This is a genomic window from Metabacillus rhizosphaerae (assembly GCF_037201795.1).
GTDB lineage: Bacteria > Bacillota > Bacilli > Bacillales > Bacillaceae > Metabacillus > Metabacillus rhizosphaerae.
Window position 1 is genome coordinate 3,041,254 of sequence record NZ_CP147403.1, and the last position, 16,408, is coordinate 3,057,661.

Here is a 16,408-nt window from a genome sequence, read left to right on the forward strand (position 1 = left end):
TTACTCAGCTTTTCTCATCTTTTAGGAATCTATATATTCATTCGTTTTTCTTCAGAAATATCACTAAATTGTCCAATATAATATTTTACTTCGCCAGCATCATTGCTTACTTGACTTATTGTTAACCACTCAGGATAAATTTCACCATTTTTACGTTTGTTCCAAATCTCACCTTGCCAGTAACCATTCTTTTTCACCTTATCCCATAGATCCTTATAAAATGATTTGCTATGTTGTCCTGATTGTAATAGATTTGGTTTTTTTCCAACGGCCTCTGCTAAAGTAAAGCCAGTTACCTTTGTAAATGCTGGATTTACTTTTTGAATCACACCATTAGGATTTGTAATCATCAATCCTAAGGCTGTATTTTCAATGATTTTGTTTTCAATGCTAAGTTTTTCTTGAAAGTACATCCAGACGACAATTACAAAACTAAGTAGAGCAAATTCAGATAAAGCCATAAAGCCTATGGCATAGTGACCAGTAAAATTAAAGACTGCAGTTAAGACAAGTGGTGGAAAAAAGCCCCCAAGACCACCCATTGCAGCAACAATTCCATTTACAATTCCAGCTTGCTTAGTGAAATATTGCGGTACTAGCTTAAAAATAGTTCCATTACCTATACCTGCACAAAATGCTACTGTTAAAACTCCAACTGTGTAAAGTTCGATAGTAGGGGAGAAGGATAATAGGACACCAGAAAAGGTAAGACCTGCAAAAACAAGCATTAAGATGAAGTACGTGTTAAATTTGTCAGCTAACCATCCACCAACAGGTCGTAACACTGTTGCTAAAGCAATAAATCCGGCTGTACGCATGCCAGCTCCAACAGGATCAAGACCGAAATGATTCACAAGGAAATTTGGTAAATAAATCGTAAAAGCAACAAATGCACCAAATGTAATGAAATAAAATAGACATAAAAACCATAACGTTTGATTCCGATAAACCTCTTTAATTTGTTTCATGATAGGGAGATTAACTTTGTGTTCTTTTCTGTCACCGAGGATGAAATTGAATAAGGCAAATACGAATAAAAGCACTAAATAAAACCGTACTGTATTTCCCCATCCAAAAGTATTTGCCATGACTGGTGCTAAGAAAGCAGTTATTGCAGTTCCAATATTACCTGCACCATAAATACCATTAATTAAACCATGTTTTTCTTTCTTGTAGTATTTAGGAAGAGATGTTACCCCAATTGAGAATGTTGCTCCACCAACTCCTACTAACAACCCACCGATAATTAAATCTATTAATGAGTTCGCATAGCTAAGATAAAAGACTGGAAAAAGCAAAATGAGAAAACTGATTGTAAAAGTGATTCGTGCACCAAAACGATTTGTGTAATATCCTATTGGAATACGCAATAAGGAACCTAGTATAACTGGAATCGCTGTTACCAGTGCAATTTCTTGATCTGTTAAGTCGATATCTTGTTTAATATTTGGCATTAAGGAAGAAATTAATACCCAAACCATAAAACCCGCTGTTAAACTTAACGTCTGAAGAGGTAATTGATGTTTTTGACTCTTCATTATTAGTTCTCCTTTCGAACATGTCATTCATTTTTTAGCTATTTATGTGATATAGAAGTATAATAGCAAATGGATTCTTTTCTGTTTGTGAAAAATATCACAGCGATGAATTTATTTTAGACTTCTTTCGCAAACTTTGATTGCTTATAACAAGTATTACGGCGTGGTTGATTATAGTGAGAGATGCTAGCTTTCCGCGGGGATATAAGTCATTGCAAATAGCAAAACTACCCTAATCTTGCTGATCAGGGTAGTTAGTCATTTCTGTTAAAATTGTAAATTAATTAACACATATACCTTGGAAAAAGGATATTATTTTCAAGGTGGATGTGTTGAAACATATCATCCTCTAACATTTCAAGACGATTATAAACCAACCGATATGTGCCACATGCATCAGAAGGCAATAAATAATCATGAGTGATTTCACGAATTTTTTTTAAAATCTCCCCAGCTTGATCGTGTTCAGCAACTAAAGACTGGATGATAGGAGTTAGTTCTTTTAGAGACTGCTCTGTTTTATTTTTTTCGTATTTTATTATTTCTGGGAATGCAACTGTTTCTTCTTTTTTAAAGTGCTCATCAATTTCACTTTTTAACTCATTAAAAAGTGTTAATACCGTTTTAAGATGTGGATGCTTATCACCGTGAACAAGAGCAACTTTATTTACATATGGCGTCATTTGTTTTACTTCTGATGCGGCATATTGATGATGTATAGAAATGATATGATTAACAAGTTCTTCTGATTGAACTGTTCTCCAATCGGTTTCAGCAACTGAGCGGATGTTCTTTAGATAAAATTGCTCTAGTTCTTCTAAAAATTCTTCCTCTTTTAATTTCCTTTCAGAAATTGCCTGTTCAAGAGAACGTGCTCCTCCGCAACAAAAATCTATTTTATATTTTTTGAAAAAGTCACTGGATTGAGGGAACGCTGCAACTATTTCACCTATACTTGTAGTGCGATCAAATTTTTGATTATTCATAAATTGCACCTCCTATTTGAAGAATACATGATTGAGAATCAGAAGAATGTGATTCAAATCACAATAATATGAAGGATTTCTTGTTATTTGTTTAAATTCGTAACTCGACAAAAATATCAACTCTAACAATAACTATATACCTATTATAAAATTAGGTAAAAGGAATTATTAAATATCCAATAAATTCTTATTAGAACCATTTTTTAACAAGAACTATATGGTATTATATTCATTTTCCCAAAACAATCTATGCGATTGTACAAGCATCTACTATAATTAGTGAAGACATCTGAATTCTATTAGAGAAGAGAGGTTCATATGAAGGGGATAGGAAATAAGAATCATTTTATAGAAACAGTTCAAATGAAAGGTTTAACCATTTCACTTATCGCTTCAGCTGATCAGACTGAGATTATCCATCATAAGCTCGAACCAAATACTAGATGGGCTTTAGAACCTGAAGAAGGTTGGGAAGCACTCGAGTATTTAATTGTGGTTTCAGGAGAACTAAAACTGAGCACAAATGGTGGATATGAGATCTATAAAACTGGAGATTCATTTTATAGAAGTCCTGTAAAGGAACATTATGTTTTTCAATCAATAGGGACAACCGAATTTTTGTACGTTTCCTCGCAACCTGTATTTCATCGTTACAGTCAAATTTCTAGAGATTTAATGAACTTGGCAATATCGATCGAAAAAAAGGATGGCTATACTGGGGACCATTGTGCTAGAATTAGTAAACTATCGATGCTAGTTGGCGAAGCAATGGGATTAAATTCAAAACAGCTTTTACGCCTAAATATGGCCTCCTTCTTTCATGATATTGGTAAAGTTAAAATTCCTTTAGACATTTTACTAAAGCCTGAAAAACTCACTCAAGAAGAATGGGAAATAATGAAAATGCATACCTCCTATGGGAGACAAGTTCTAGAGGAGACAAAGCTACCATTATTAATGAGCGCTGGTCTTGTTGTCGAACAACACCATGAACGTTACGACGGGAAAGGCTACCCATTTGGGTTAGCTAAAGATGAGATTGAGGTAGAGGCTTCTATTATATCTGTTGTAGATTCATATGATGCCATGACAACTGATCGTTCTTATCAAAAGGGAAGATCAAAGGAAGAAGCCATTTTAGAAATTAACCGTTGTCGTGGAACGATGTATAATCCAATCATTGTCGATGTGTTTAATGATGTGAAGCACAAACTTTAGGAGGAAGAAAATAAAAATGAAAAAGTTCATACTTTTACTTGCTGCTTTATTATTTGTTGTTCTTATAACAGTAACACCGGCAAATGCAGCATATCTATCTGAGCATGATAAATATATTGAGGTATCTTACGAGGATGCTAGATATATTGCTGATTTACTAGGATTAAAAGGAATTCCGCTTGGTGATCAAACAGCTACGATGAGTTTTGATATTCAAGAAAATGCGATCAAAACAATTGAAAATCGTTTAGATACTGAAATCGATCACTATTATATTTGGTTAACAATTAATGGGCAACCAGTTCTAGGAATTGACCCACCGGTACCGATGTTTTAATAGGAGTATTCTTTTAAAAGATTAATTTCTCGCTAATCATTAGGAGTATCACGATGTGATCGATTATGATAAAAGTGGAATTAGTCTTTTTGTTGTTTTGAAAATTATTAAATGCACGTACTCTGGTTAACACTTTGTCATCCTTCTCCCTAGATCCTCGGGGTCATAAGCCACTCAGGAATTAAAATAGATGATTATTTCAAAATAAACCTAAGATTCCGAATACTTCCCAGCTTATTGACCAATGTCATTCGATGAGATAAGTTAAGAATTGACAACAGGAACGGGGTGTTCTCTATGAATCTTTTAAAAAAGCTTATTTTCGTGCTAATTGGACTTATCATTACATCACTTGGAATTAAACTATTATCAGATAGCTTGCTAACATTTGGGGGAACAGCGGGTATTGCTACAATTCTAACATATGTAACGAATGTACCATGGGGTGTTCTATTCTTTATCGTAAATTTACCGTTTTTCATTATTTCCATTCAAGAATTAGGCAAATGGTTTACAATCTCTAGTCTTTTATCAATAACTGGGATTTCATTTATACGAGAGTGGTTCGATCTAGTTATCCCAGCGTTTGAAATTAATATTGTTATCGCATCTATTATTTCTGGCCTACTGATCGGCTTTGGTGTTACATTTGTTCTAAATAATGGTTCTTCACTTGGTGGAATACACATATTAGGGTTGTATATTGATAAGAAATTTAGCATTAATCGAGGAATTGTTCTATTCGTATGCGACTCTCTAATCATTTTATTTGCTTTAGCATTGGTAGGTTGGTTTAAGGCAATATTATCAATTTCATGCATTTTTATAGCTAGTAGTATTATTGGACGTTATAAAAAATCTCCAATAAAAGAAATGGAACGAGATCAAGAAGCTCAATTGGTAGGTAAAAGTTTACATTCATAATATATAATGATCACTACTCTAGATTGGAAACATTTTAGGGTAGTTTTTTTATAGCTTCTCATCTAATGTATAGGTAGGGGAGGAGATAAAGTGAAATATATAACAGTTAACCAAATGATTGATTCTGTAGATTCAGTGAAAGCTAAATTGTTTTTAAAAAGTCTTTGGTATGCAATAGAAGAAGACATTTTCTCTTTATCACTCGAATATGAAGTTTTTAAACATCAATTTATGCATTTACGAGCGAGTGCACCTTTAAATTGGAGCTTGGACTGGGATGGAACTCAGTTTGCATTATCGAGACAGATTAAAAATCATGGCGTTTTTTCTATTATTGCACAATCGAATGGAACTATTCTATATAAGTTTTCTTAAAAATCTCAGAAATGATCTGGGATTTTTTTTTGTATAATTTTATTTCATTAGAGGGATTTTAAATTTGGCTATAAAAAAATAGTTTCTAGGAGGAATAGCAGTGCAGAGCCAAATGAATCAAGTAAACATCGGTGCTCATGAAATCATGGATTGTCATGAAGTACTTTGCAATACAATTAATGGTATCAATCTGTTTCAACTTTACCAACCATATTGTCAAGATCAAGAGCTTAAAAATATTTTACAAAATCAACTATCTTTCATGACAAATGAGTATAATTCTTTAGTTAATGCTCTAAAACACAAAGTAAATATCAATCGTTTACCTAATGTGAAAGTGAATATGAACTTTTCGCCAAGCTATGGTATAGGCAGTAATCCTGTTCCAGAGGCTCCAAACGCTTCAATCAATCAAATGAATGATCGTGATATTTCATCTGGAATGTTAGGGTGTCATAAGACTGGAGCTGTACAAAAAATGCATGCAGCTTTAGAATGTACGGATTCACAAATAAGAGAAATGATGATTCAGAGTGCGAAAAATTGTGCAGATCAAGCATATGAAATTTGGAGTTATATGAACAACAAAGGTTATTATCATGTACCAACCTTTGATCAGACTACTACACAATCTATGATAAACAGCTACCAGCCAAGCAGTTTATATAATAACCAACAACAATCAATATAAAAAAATGGAGGTTTCACATATGCATACTCAACAACATGCCCTACAACAAATTAATGAATGTCGTCAAACAGTCCAACAATTAATTCAACAAACAGAGCAAGGTAGTCAACTATATAAACAAATGCTTCAACAAGAACAACAAAATGTACAAATGCTTCAACAACTATTACAACGTGAACAACAAGCAGTTCAAGTCATTCAACAAAGCCTGCAAGGTCACAACAAAGCAATACAGCAATGTCAGCATGTTTTAAACACATGTAATCAAATGCAACAAGAAATTTCACAAGTTGGATCATATAATGTTGAACCATCTTTCCAGAGGGTACCTAATCAGCAACAACAGCTTCCAAGCTACCAAAGTTTCCAGCAAAATAGACAATTTATCCAACAATAAATCTTATAAAACAGGGTTAACGTATAAGTTTCATCGTTAACCCTGTTTTATATTATTTTTCATTTCAACTAGTTGACATACATAATTGAAGTCCTTTATAATTTATCTTGAATTCAAGATATTTTATTATCTATGAAATTATAAAATTCTTGTACTTTAAATAAGTGTGTTGACATCCAGCTCCAGCGCCTAGCGACTAGTGAACTTCACACTCCTCTTTGCGTTAAGTCAACATCGAATCGCTTCCGCTCTTCGTGTTTCCTTTATCTCATACGAAGTGCTCTTGTTTCTCGTCGCTGACCAAGGCGCTTGCGCTTTTGTTCTTAGAAAGGAAGGTTTTTATGAATATTAAGCCGTTATTAGGCATCCATCATGTTTCAGCACTTACTGCAAATGCAAAAGAAAACTATCATTTCTATACGAAAGTATTAGGTTTAAGACTAGTTAAAAAAACTGTCAACCAGGATGATACATCTGTTTATCATTTATTTTATGCCGATGAGCGAGGAAATCCAGGTACAGATTTAACATTCTTTGAAATTCCTCATGCTGGTAGAACATACCCTGGGACGAATAGTATTACTGCTACATCTTTACGTGTGAAAGATAATAAGGCACTCCACTATTGGAAGAATCGCTTTGAGCAATTTAATGTTGATCATGATGAAATAAGCAATGAAAGTGGAAGAGCAACACTTTCATTTCGCGATCAAGAGGGTCAGCGTTTAATACTAGTATCTGATGAAAATAATGTAGGTGTAGCAGGTGGGAAACCTTGGGCTAACAGCCCTGTTCCACAAGAAAATGGTGTAGTTGGACTAGGGCCGGTTCATTTAACAGTGTCACGTCCTGAGCGAACAATAAAGGTATTAACAGATTTAATGGGCTTTCGAGAAAAGGATGGTTACACAAAAGATGAGGATCAAAAACAAGTCCGAGTCTTTGAAACAGGAGAAGGTGGAACTGGAGCAGAAATACACGTAAGTGAATTAGATCAGGTGGGACGTGAGAGACCAGGTCGTGGAAGTGTTCACCATGTCGCTTTTCGTGTGGAAGATGTAGAAGAATTAAACAAATGGGTAGACATATTAAATGCAAATCATTTGTCTAATTCTGGGTTTGTAGAACGTTATTATTTCCGTTCATTATATTTTAGAGAGCCTAATGGTATATTATTTGAGCTAGCGACAGATGGTCCGGGTTTTGAAGGGGACGAAGATTTCGAACATTTAGGAGAAAAACTAGCATTGCCACCATACTTTGAAGCGCAAAGAAAAGAAATAGAAGCAAGACTAGAACCATTAGATACGGAACAATAGCGCTTATCCTCAGTACTAGAATTTTATAATTTCATAGTCAACAGGAAAAATAAAGGAGTGTTTTTATGCAACATATTTTCAAAGAAGGAACAGATCACAAACTCCCTACTTTATTATTACTTCATGGTACAGGTGGAAATGAACGAGATTTATTACCAATAGCTGATATGATTGCTCCAAATGCATCTGTACTTGGGGTAAGAGGCAATGTCCTTGAAAATGGAATGCCACGGTTTTTTCGCCGTCTAGCTGAAGGTGTGTTTGATGAGGAAGATTTGATTTTTCGTACAAATGAACTAAACGAATTCATTTCAGACATGGCAGATCAGTATCAATTCAATCGAAACAATGTAGTTGCGATTGGGTATTCAAATGGGGCCAACATTGCTGCTAGTCTTATGTATCATTACAAAAGGGCTCTAAAAGGAGCAATTTTATTACACGCAATGGTTCCTAGAAGGGGAATCCAAATACCTGATTTGTCTGAAACCTCTATTTTTATTGGAGCAGGCACAAACGATCCAATCATTCCACAAGCCGAAACAAAGGAGCTTGCTGATACATTAAAACTAGCGAAAGCTGATGTCACCGAGCATTGGGGAGATGTTGGTCACCAGTTAACGAGAGAGGAAATAATTAAAGCAAAAGAATGGTTTGAAAAAAACTATACGAAATAAAAAGTAAAATACGCTTGGTATTATTCAAGCGTATTTTACTTTTTATTTTCGATTTCAAATATTGAAACCACGTTGCTTTTAGAAAAAACCATTATTATAGACTATTAGTAGGTTCTAAACATTTTGCTGATTCATTTTTCGGTGAATTCACAATGCTTGAAACAGAGTATACATCCATTAATTGGTCGTTAAATGGTACTAGTAGTGTTTTGAGTTTATCTGTGTCTTGGGCATCTCTATCCAACCAAAGGTCATATTCTGAGGGGGGAAGAATAACTGGCATTCTGTCATGGACATCCTTCGTTAATTCATTAGGTGTTGTTGTTATAATTGTGCATGTGTAGAGTGGTTTGTCTCCTTTATCCCAACACTCCCAAAGACCTGCAAAAGCAAATGGTCGACGATCCTTCATTATAAACCGATAAGGTTGCTTTTCTTTCCCTTGTTTTTTCCATTCGTAAAAACCATCACTTAAAATTAAACATCTTTTTTTCTTAAAAGGCTGTTTAAAACTTACCTTTTCATCTAATGTTTCTGCTCTCGCATTTATCATCTTGTACCCAATTTTCGTATCCTTTGACCAAGGCGGTACAAGACCCCATTGCATTTTCGTTCCAACTCGTTCCTGTCCATTTGAACCAATTACTAAAATATTTTGCGAGGGTGCAATATTATATCGGTAATCAAGTTCTTCATTAAAAATGAAGTCAAATTGGTCTTGTAAAATTGGTTGTTCGGTTGCTAATGAAAAGCGTCCACACATAAAAAACACCACCATTATGGTTATTTCAGTCCATTATACTAAGATGATACAGGAAAATAAATTACTTGTGAAATATGAAGACTAGGTTTTTTACCCATAACAGAGTGATAACTACTTACATATAGTAAACCAAACATGTGTGGAGGTGATATTATGGGTGGCGAAGGTGGTTACGGATACGGAGCAGGATTTGCTCTAATCGTCGTTTTATTTATTCTTTTAATTATTATTGGTGCATCTTATATGGGTTATTAATCAAAGAGCATAATAAAAGAATGCTAACAAAATTGGGTCAAACCTATCCAACGTTTTGTTTTACATTGGAGGGTCTGACCCTTTTGTTTAAGGGATTCTCATTTATCCAAAAAATCAACTCATAACTTACATATATAGAGCATATTACTTTTCATTTTTAGAAAAATAGCAAAATAATTGTGTATGAAAGAGAGGAGTGTACAGAATGAAAAACTTGCAAAGCACGACTACATTACATAATGGGATTGAAATGCCTTGGTTTGGTTTAGGAGTATTCAAGGTGAAAGATGGATCAGAAGTCATTAATTCAGTTAAAGCAGCGATAGAAGCAGGTTACAAAAGTATTGATACAGCGGCTATTTATGGTAATGAAGAGGGTGTTGGTAAAGCAATTGCAGAATCAAATGTACCTCGCGAAGAATTATTTATTACAACAAAGGTGTGGAACTCGGAACAAGGATATGATTCCACTTTAGCTGCTTTTGATGAGAGCATGAAAAAGCTAGGACTTGAATACTTAGATTTATATCTTATTCACTGGCCAGTTCCGAAACAAAATAAATACAAAGAAACATGGAAAGCACTTGAAACGTTATATAAAGATGGCCGAGTTCGTGCAATAGGTGTCAGCAACTTCAAAGAGCATCATCTAAAGGAATTATTGGAGGATTGTGAAGTGGTACCAATGGTTAACCAAGTGGAATACCATCCACGTTTAACTCAAACAAGTCTTCATGAGTTCTGTAAACAAAATCGTATTCAGCTTGAAGCATGGTCCCCACTAATGCAAGGCGGCTTATTTGAAGAACCAACACTTCAAGAAATTGCTCGAAAATATGGAAAATCGACGGCTCAAGTCATCCTACGGTGGGATTTACAAAACGAAGTTGTAACAATTCCGAAATCAGTGAAACCTCATCGTATTCAGGAAAATGCGAATATCTTTGATTTTGAATTAAGCTCAGAAGATATGGAGAAAATTAATTCGCTTAATCAAGATCAACGCGTCGGATCTGATCCAGATGTTATGAATAAACTGTGAAATAAAAATAAAATTAGAATCGGCTGAATTTATTTATTTTCAGTCGTTTTTTTGTGCTTTCTGGGATATAAGATAAGGCAGTTGAAAACATTAAACGGTAAATAGCTTTCAAAGGAGGCAATGCAATCAAAATGGCAAAACCGTTATTTTGTTTATTTTTATGCGTATTCGTCTATATTTTCCCAATAAAGGAAAGCGGAGTAATTGCAAATACAAATAGACAAACTTTTTTATCAGAGCACCAATTAAATGAACTACTTAGTAATCATCCATCCCTACAAGGGGCGATTGCTGGGGTCAGTGTTCGATCAGCTTCATCTGGGAAATTATTGTATACATATAACGGTGACACACGTTTAACCCCTGCATCAAATATGAAGCTGTTTACGGCAGCAGCAGCGTTAACAACATTAGGAAAGGATTATACCTTTCATACAGACTTATTAACAGATGGATCTATTAAATGGAATGTACTTGGGGGGAATTTATATATAAAAGGAAAAGGAGATCCAACACTTTTGCCTGAGAATTTTGATCAATTCGCTAAAGAGTTAAAATTGAAGGGGATTAAAATGATCAGTGGCGATTTAATTGGAGATGATTCTTGGTATGATCAAGTTCGCTATTCAATTGATGTACCTTGGAGTGATGAAGCAGCTTATTATGGTGCAGCAACAAGTGCGCTAACTGCATCACCAGATAAGGAATATGATGCAGGGACAATTATTATTGAGGTTAGTCCGAATGAGAAAATGAATAAAACTGCTAAAGTTGTTGTCCGACCCCAAACGAGTATTATAAACATAATTAATAAAACTCAAACAGTTTCCTCGGATGTACCAAGTAACATTAAAATCTCAAGAGGGCATGGTAATAATGTCATTACAATTGAAGGTAATATTCCATTAAAAGCGTCTAATCTGAAAGAAAGGATTGCAGTTTGGGAGCCGACAAAATATGCTTTGGACTTACTAATACAATCCTTGAAAAAACAAGATATTAAGATACTAGGTAGTATTAAAGTAGGAACTACGCCTGAACATGCAGAATTACTACTTTCTCATCAATCGATGTCATTGTCAGAACTGTTAATACCCTTTATGAAATTGAGCAACAATGGTCATGGTGAACTATTAATTAAAGAAATGGGAAAAGTGTTTAAAGGGAATGGTAGCTGGGAAGATGGATTAGAGGTTGAACAAGTTGCCTTAACAACACTGGGTATACGAATGCAAGAGATTGAAATAAGAGATGGTTCAGGTATTTCACATATGAATCTTGTTCCAGCGAATGAAATCACTGCCTTGTTATATCATGCTAAGCAAATGGACTGGTTCCCTATATTTGAAGCATCATTACCTATAGCAGGTAATACAGACAAAATGATTGGTGGAACATTGCGAAAAAGGATGAAAAACGTTTCATTAAAGGATAATGTAAAAGCAAAAACAGGAACACTTACAAATGTTAGCTCACTATCGGGGTTTATAAATGCAAATAATGGTGAAACCTTTATTTTTTCAATCTTACTTAACCATTTAAAAGATGAGGCCAGTGGAAAACAAATTGAAGAACAAATTATTAAGATATTAGCAAATAATGAAATCTAATTGATGTAAGCAGAACGATTGAAGGTGTATTTTTTTACAATATGATATAAATTTTTCCTTATGCAACCAATGTCCTTTTAGTTGGATAAATTTTGTTTCCTTCAGTTTGGTTATTAAAGTAGTTTTATTTTATAGCTATTATCATATGTTTAAAAGGATTAAACTTTAGAAACGTAAGGAGAATAGTTATGAAAGCCATTGTATGCACAAAATACGGTTCACCCGATGTTCTAGAACTCAAAGAGGTAGAAAAACCTATTCCTAAGGACAATGAAATCCTGGTAAAAGTTCATGCCACAACAGTAGCATCAGGAGACATAAGAGTTAGGAGTTTCAATAGTCCTATTTTATTATGGGTACCTATGCGGATTTTCTTGGGTTTGAGAAAACCGAGAAAATCAATACTCGGCGTGGAGTTAGCCGGGGAGATAGCTGATATAGGAAGGAATGTAAGAAAATTTAAAAAAGGCGACAAAGTTTTTGCCATGACTGGGATGAATTTTGGTGCTTACGCCGATTACGCATGTTTGCATGAAGACGGGGTAGTAGCAATAAAACCTACAAATATGTCGTATAATGAAGCTGCTGCCGTTTCTTTTGGTGGAACTTCAGCGCTGCATTTTCTAAAAAAGGGAAATATTCAGAAGGGACATAAAGTCCTGATCTATGGAGCTTCAGGTGCAGTAGGGACTTCAGCTGTACAGCTTGCCAATTACTTTGAGTCAGAAGTTACCGGGGTATGTAGTGGTGCAAATTTTGAATTGGTGAAATCGCTGGGTGCCAATAAGGTAATTGATTATACGAAAGAGGATTTTACGAAAAGAGAAGAGCGTTATGATATCATCTTTGATGCAGTTGGGAAAAGTTCGAAATCAAATTGTAAGAAAGCTCTAGCTCCGAACGGTAGATACGTGTCAGTTGAAGGGCAGGGGATAGCCAAGGTACGTACTGAAGATTTAATTTTCCTCAAAGAGCTTATTGAAACGGGAAAGATAAAATCGGTAATTGATAAACACTATCCGCTGGAACAAATTCCGGAGGCTCATAGATATGTAGAAAAGGGGCACAAAAAGGGAAATGTAATAATAACTTTTGATCATAATGACTAATCATAACTTAAAGGGATGTAATGCCATTAACTTTCCCTGTGCAAAGATCACCAATAAGCAATATTCAACTTCAAATGTTTTTCTCCTTTTCATAGAAACTCCTTTGAATGAATCAAAAAATTCACTAAAGGGGTTTTTTCCTGTATCCACTCAAAAAACACTGTTATTTATATAATGATCTCTGAATTTTCTCTTTAACAGTAGGTGGTTAATATTCTATAATAGGATGAAATTCCCAATCTTCTGTTTTTATTCTATAAAATGTAAAGGCTTACAGATTGGGTTTGTAAATATAAATTGGAAGGTGATAAATATAAGCTTGTAAAGTTTACTTACAAGAAACGTCTCAAAGAAAAAGTAGATTGTCATATATAACAAAAGCTCCACTAAATCTCGAAAACTTAAATCTAGTATTAAATCTATTCATTTACTGCTCTTTTTCTTTAAAACATTTGAAAGGTGATGAAATGAACGTGAGGAAAAAATCTCTAACAAAAAAAGTATTAGCCGTATCTCTTGCTGTTCCACTTCTTATGACAGGCTATCAAGGTAATGCTTTCGCTACTAATTCCCAAGGAGGACATAATTTAGTCCAAGGCAACGGGATCCAACTAGAATATCTTGACAGAGGGTTAGTTGCAGCTAGCACTTCTGAAGGGATATTTATTAGCTGGAGACTTTTAGCTAATGAAGTGACTGGTTATTCTGATTCAGGATTGACAGGAGTAAACTTCAACGTGTACCGTGATGGTGAAAAAATTGCTACGGTAGAAGATAGTACAAACTTTTTAGATGTAGATGGTAATGATTCTTCAACGTACTATGTTGCTGCAGTTGATAATGGAAAGGAAATCGATCAGAGCTCGACAACCACACCCTGGGACCATACATATTATGATTTAAAATTAAAGAAGCCGTCAGATGGTGTAACACCAAGTGGTGAAGTATATTCTTACACAGCAAATGACATGAGTGTTGGGGATGTTGACGGTGATGGTAAATACGAATTTTTTGTTAAATGGGATCCAACAAACTCAAAAGATGTATCACAGAAAGGCTATACAGGAAAAACTTATATTGATTGTTATACATTTGATGGCACACTGTTATATCGAATTGATCTTGGAGTAAACATTCGATCTGGAGCTCATTATACACAATTTTTAGTTTATGATTTTGATGGAGATGGAAAATCAGAATTAATGTTTAAAACAGCTCCAGGAACAAAAATGATAAAGTTTGACAAGAATGGCGATATCTCTTCAGAGAAGTTTATAACAATGCCTAAAGAAGATAAGCTAGATGGATATAGTCACCAAGATGACTACCGTATGAGCAGTGAAGATTATTATGATCATGTTGTCGACATGTTTATGGATTGGCATAAGCATGAAGAAGTTGTAAACGGAAATTGGCCAGAAACACTTGAAGAAAGTTTTGGAATAGAAAAGAAGTATAAATATCCTCTATCTCAGGATGATGCTGAAAGTTTAGCTGATTACTTTATTGATGAATATGCTCCAAGTCGAAGTAGCAGAAATAATTTAAGAGATTTTGAAGGTTTTATTGTTAAAGGTCCTGAATATTTAACCGTATTTAATGGTGAAACAGGTGATGAACTAGAAACCATTCGATATAAATATGGGCGAGAAGATGATGGACTTATGTGGGGAGATTATGCAATGTCTAGAATCGAGCCCGGTAACCGAGTTGATCGATTTCTAGCTGGGGTAGCCTATCTTGATGGGGAAAAACCTTATGCAGTTTTCTCACGTGGCTATTATACTAGAGCTACCATGGTTACGTATAGCTGGGATGGCGAGCACATAAAAGAGAATTGGGCGGTTGACAGTGGCTGGACTCCAATGAGCAATCCGTTTAATGATGGTCCACATGGTAGATTAGGAACAGATAAGGAATTTGGTTCACTTACAACCCAAGGTGCACATTCATTAAGTACAGCAGATGTTGATAATGATGGGAAGCAAGAAATCATTTATGGGTCTTCAACAATCGATCATGATGGAACCTTATTGTATAGCTCAAGTGATGTGATGCCACCTGAGAGTGCGACCCCTGGAGCAACTGCAGGTTTAGGCCATGGTGATGCATTGCATGTTGCAGATATCAATCCTGATCGATCTGGTTTAGAAATTTTCATGGTACACGAAGGTGGAGCATACGCACCATATGGTTATGCACTTCGCGATGCCAATACAGGAAAAGTAATTTATGGTGGATACACTGGTAAAGATACAGGAAGAGGAATGATAGGGGACGTAGATCCTGAGCACAAAGGATTGGAAACATGGGCTGTGGGACTTTGGTCAGCAGATGGTGAGAAAATTAACAATTCTGTACCAGGAACAAATATGAATATTAAGTGGTCAGCTGATATGACCACGCAAATTGTAAATGGTTCAATAGAACAAACTCCAACGATACAAGATTGGACAAAAGGAACGATATTAACGGCTACTGACACTAGAACGAATAATTACACAAAAGGAAATCCATCTTTAGTTGCAGATATTTTTGGTGATTGGAGAGAAGAACTTCTTGTACGAACAGCTGATAGTAATTCGATTCGAATATACCTAAGTTCAGATGTGACAGATCGGAAATTATATTCACTAATGCATGATCCACAGTATAGAACTGGTATTGCTTGGCAAAACGTTGGATATAACCAACCGTCTTATACAAGTTATTATTTTGGATCTGATACGGATTGGGGAAATGTACCTGTTCCAACGTATTGGACACCAGGTGTATTCAATGTAGTACAAGACTTATTGGCCACATATTCGAAAAATGGTGAACTAAATAGTCCGCTTAATAAAAAGTTAGAAAAATCTTTAAAACAAGCTGAGCATCATGCTGAAAAAGGCTCTAATAAAAAATCCATATCATTTATGGAAAAGTTCATGAATCAGATAAACCAGAATAACAAGAAAACGACAATTTCTGATAAAGCAAAAGTAAACTTAACAAATCATGCTGAACAAATAATTAAGATGTTGGAAACAAAATAATAATAGGACGAACAGCCGCCATGTATTTTAAGCGGCTGTTGTTTATTAAAAATATATTTTTTCTGCAAAAGCTTTTGATCATAGTAGCGTAATTCTGAATAAGGCTGATTTTCTTTTCATAGAAATGGGTAA

The 16,408-nt window shown here is 34.9% G+C and carries 16 protein-coding genes; 13 read left to right on the forward strand and 3 right to left on the reverse strand.

The genetic code is table 11. The features are described from left to right. Nucleotides 1-29: 29 nt before the first annotated feature. Together WCV66_RS14945 and ric are read right to left on the reverse strand one after the other, a co-directional pair. Nucleotides 30-1,538, reverse strand: a complete 1,509-nt coding sequence (locus WCV66_RS14945; protein ID WP_066327231.1) for an MFS transporter — start codon at nt 1,536-1,538, stop codon at nt 30-32. A gap of 284 nt (nt 1,539-1,822) precedes the next feature. Further along, nucleotides 1,823-2,524 (reverse strand): iron-sulfur cluster repair di-iron protein, encoded by a 702-nt coding sequence (ric, locus tag WCV66_RS14950; RefSeq protein WP_338785902.1) that lies wholly within the window; start codon nt 2,522-2,524, stop codon nt 1,823-1,825. A gap of 318 nt (nt 2,525-2,842) precedes the next feature. Here ric and WCV66_RS14955 point away from each other — a divergent pair, with 318 nt between their 5' ends. The 8 genes from WCV66_RS14955 to WCV66_RS14990 all read left to right on the forward strand — a co-directional run bounded on the left by WCV66_RS14955 (nt 2,843) and on the right by WCV66_RS14990 (nt 8,462). Continuing rightward, a complete protein-coding gene (locus WCV66_RS14955) occupies nt 2,843-3,742 on the forward strand; it encodes an HD-GYP domain-containing protein (protein WP_066327222.1) in 900 nt (299 codons plus the stop codon). Between the two features lie 16 nt (nt 3,743-3,758). Then, complete coding sequence (locus tag WCV66_RS14960) at nt 3,759-4,079, forward strand: 8-amino-7-oxononanoate synthase (RefSeq protein WP_066327220.1); 321 nt, start codon at nt 3,759-3,761, stop codon at nt 4,077-4,079. A gap of 297 nt (nt 4,080-4,376) precedes the next feature. Continuing rightward, nucleotides 4,377-5,003, forward strand: coding sequence for a YitT family protein (locus tag WCV66_RS14965; RefSeq protein ID WP_066327218.1), 627 nt, complete (start codon nt 4,377-4,379; stop codon nt 5,001-5,003). Nucleotides 5,004-5,093: 90 nt separating this feature from the next. Next, nucleotides 5,094-5,378 (forward strand): hypothetical protein, encoded by a 285-nt coding sequence (locus WCV66_RS14970; RefSeq protein ID WP_066327212.1) that lies wholly within the window; start codon nt 5,094-5,096, stop codon nt 5,376-5,378. Nucleotides 5,379-5,478: 100 nt separating this feature from the next. Next, nucleotides 5,479-6,069, forward strand: a complete 591-nt coding sequence (locus tag WCV66_RS14975) for a spore coat protein (protein WP_198165127.1) — start codon at nt 5,479-5,481, stop codon at nt 6,067-6,069. 19 nt (nt 6,070-6,088) lie between these two features. Then, a complete protein-coding gene (locus WCV66_RS14980) occupies nt 6,089-6,466 on the forward strand; it encodes a hypothetical protein (RefSeq protein WP_338785903.1) in 378 nt (125 codons plus the stop codon). 341 nt (nt 6,467-6,807) lie between these two features. Continuing rightward, a complete protein-coding gene (locus WCV66_RS14985; RefSeq protein WP_338785904.1) occupies nt 6,808-7,785 on the forward strand; it encodes a ring-cleaving dioxygenase in 978 nt (325 codons plus the stop codon). Between the two features lie 65 nt (nt 7,786-7,850). Beyond that, nucleotides 7,851-8,462 (forward strand): alpha/beta hydrolase, encoded by a 612-nt coding sequence (locus WCV66_RS14990; protein WP_338785905.1) that lies wholly within the window; start codon nt 7,851-7,853, stop codon nt 8,460-8,462. A 94-nt stretch (nt 8,463-8,556) separates the two neighbouring features. Here the strand turns inward: WCV66_RS14990 and WCV66_RS14995 are convergent, their stop codons facing one another. After that, nucleotides 8,557-9,225, reverse strand: coding sequence for an SOS response-associated peptidase (locus WCV66_RS14995; RefSeq protein WP_338785906.1), 669 nt, complete (start codon nt 9,223-9,225; stop codon nt 8,557-8,559). A 153-nt stretch (nt 9,226-9,378) separates the two neighbouring features. On the opposite strand from WCV66_RS14995, the gene WCV66_RS15000 reads away from it, so the two are divergent. The 5 genes from WCV66_RS15000 to WCV66_RS15020 all read left to right on the forward strand — a co-directional run bounded on the left by WCV66_RS15000 (nt 9,379) and on the right by WCV66_RS15020 (nt 16,276). After that, nucleotides 9,379-9,480, forward strand: a complete 102-nt coding sequence (locus WCV66_RS15000) for a YjcZ family sporulation protein (RefSeq protein ID WP_083964462.1) — start codon at nt 9,379-9,381, stop codon at nt 9,478-9,480. Between the two features lie 205 nt (nt 9,481-9,685). Next, the gene (locus WCV66_RS15005; protein WP_338785907.1) at nt 9,686-10,522 is read left to right on the forward strand and encodes an aldo/keto reductase; all 837 of its coding nucleotides are present in this window, start codon (nt 9,686-9,688) and stop codon (nt 10,520-10,522) included. A gap of 131 nt (nt 10,523-10,653) precedes the next feature. Next, nucleotides 10,654-12,132, forward strand: a complete 1,479-nt coding sequence (gene dacB / locus WCV66_RS15010; protein WP_338785908.1) for a D-alanyl-D-alanine carboxypeptidase/D-alanyl-D-alanine-endopeptidase — start codon at nt 10,654-10,656, stop codon at nt 12,130-12,132. A 188-nt stretch (nt 12,133-12,320) separates the two neighbouring features. After that, nucleotides 12,321-13,241, forward strand: a complete 921-nt coding sequence (locus tag WCV66_RS15015; protein ID WP_338785909.1) for an NAD(P)-dependent alcohol dehydrogenase — start codon at nt 12,321-12,323, stop codon at nt 13,239-13,241. 467 nt (nt 13,242-13,708) lie between these two features. Then, nucleotides 13,709-16,276 (forward strand): rhamnogalacturonan lyase, encoded by a 2,568-nt coding sequence (locus tag WCV66_RS15020; protein ID WP_338785910.1) that lies wholly within the window; start codon nt 13,709-13,711, stop codon nt 16,274-16,276. The last annotated feature ends 132 nt before the right edge of the window (nt 16,277-16,408 follow it).

Excerpts from the sequence above, each read along its gene's own strand:
- WCV66_RS14985 (WP_338785904.1), top strand. The coding sequence starts at position 6,808 with ATGAATATTAAGCCGTTATTAGGCATCCATCATGTTTCAGCACTTACT.
- dacB (WP_338785908.1), top strand. The coding sequence starts at position 10,654 with ATGGCAAAACCGTTATTTTGTTTATTTTTATGCGTATTCGTCTATATT.
- WCV66_RS15005 (WP_338785907.1), top strand. The coding sequence starts at position 9,686 with ATGAAAAACTTGCAAAGCACGACTACATTACATAATGGGATTGAAATG.
- WCV66_RS14980 (WP_338785903.1), top strand. The coding sequence starts at position 6,089 with ATGCATACTCAACAACATGCCCTACAACAAATTAATGAATGTCGTCAA.
- WCV66_RS15015 (WP_338785909.1), top strand. The coding sequence starts at position 12,321 with ATGAAAGCCATTGTATGCACAAAATACGGTTCACCCGATGTTCTAGAA.
- WCV66_RS14965 (WP_066327218.1), top strand. The coding sequence starts at position 4,377 with ATGAATCTTTTAAAAAAGCTTATTTTCGTGCTAATTGGACTTATCATT.
- WCV66_RS14955 (WP_066327222.1), top strand. The coding sequence starts at position 2,843 with ATGAAGGGGATAGGAAATAAGAATCATTTTATAGAAACAGTTCAAATG.
- WCV66_RS14945 (WP_066327231.1), bottom strand. The coding sequence starts at position 1,538 with ATGAAGAGTCAAAAACATCAATTACCTCTTCAGACGTTAAGTTTAACA.
- WCV66_RS15020 (WP_338785910.1), top strand. The coding sequence starts at position 13,709 with ATGAACGTGAGGAAAAAATCTCTAACAAAAAAAGTATTAGCCGTATCT.
- WCV66_RS14995 (WP_338785906.1), bottom strand. The coding sequence starts at position 9,225 with ATGTGTGGACGCTTTTCATTAGCAACCGAACAACCAATTTTACAAGAC.
- WCV66_RS14960 (WP_066327220.1), top strand. The coding sequence starts at position 3,759 with ATGAAAAAGTTCATACTTTTACTTGCTGCTTTATTATTTGTTGTTCTT.
- WCV66_RS15000 (WP_083964462.1), top strand. The coding sequence starts at position 9,379 with ATGGGTGGCGAAGGTGGTTACGGATACGGAGCAGGATTTGCTCTAATC.
- WCV66_RS14990 (WP_338785905.1), top strand. The coding sequence starts at position 7,851 with ATGCAACATATTTTCAAAGAAGGAACAGATCACAAACTCCCTACTTTA.
- ric (WP_338785902.1), bottom strand. The coding sequence starts at position 2,524 with ATGAATAATCAAAAATTTGATCGCACTACAAGTATAGGTGAAATAGTT.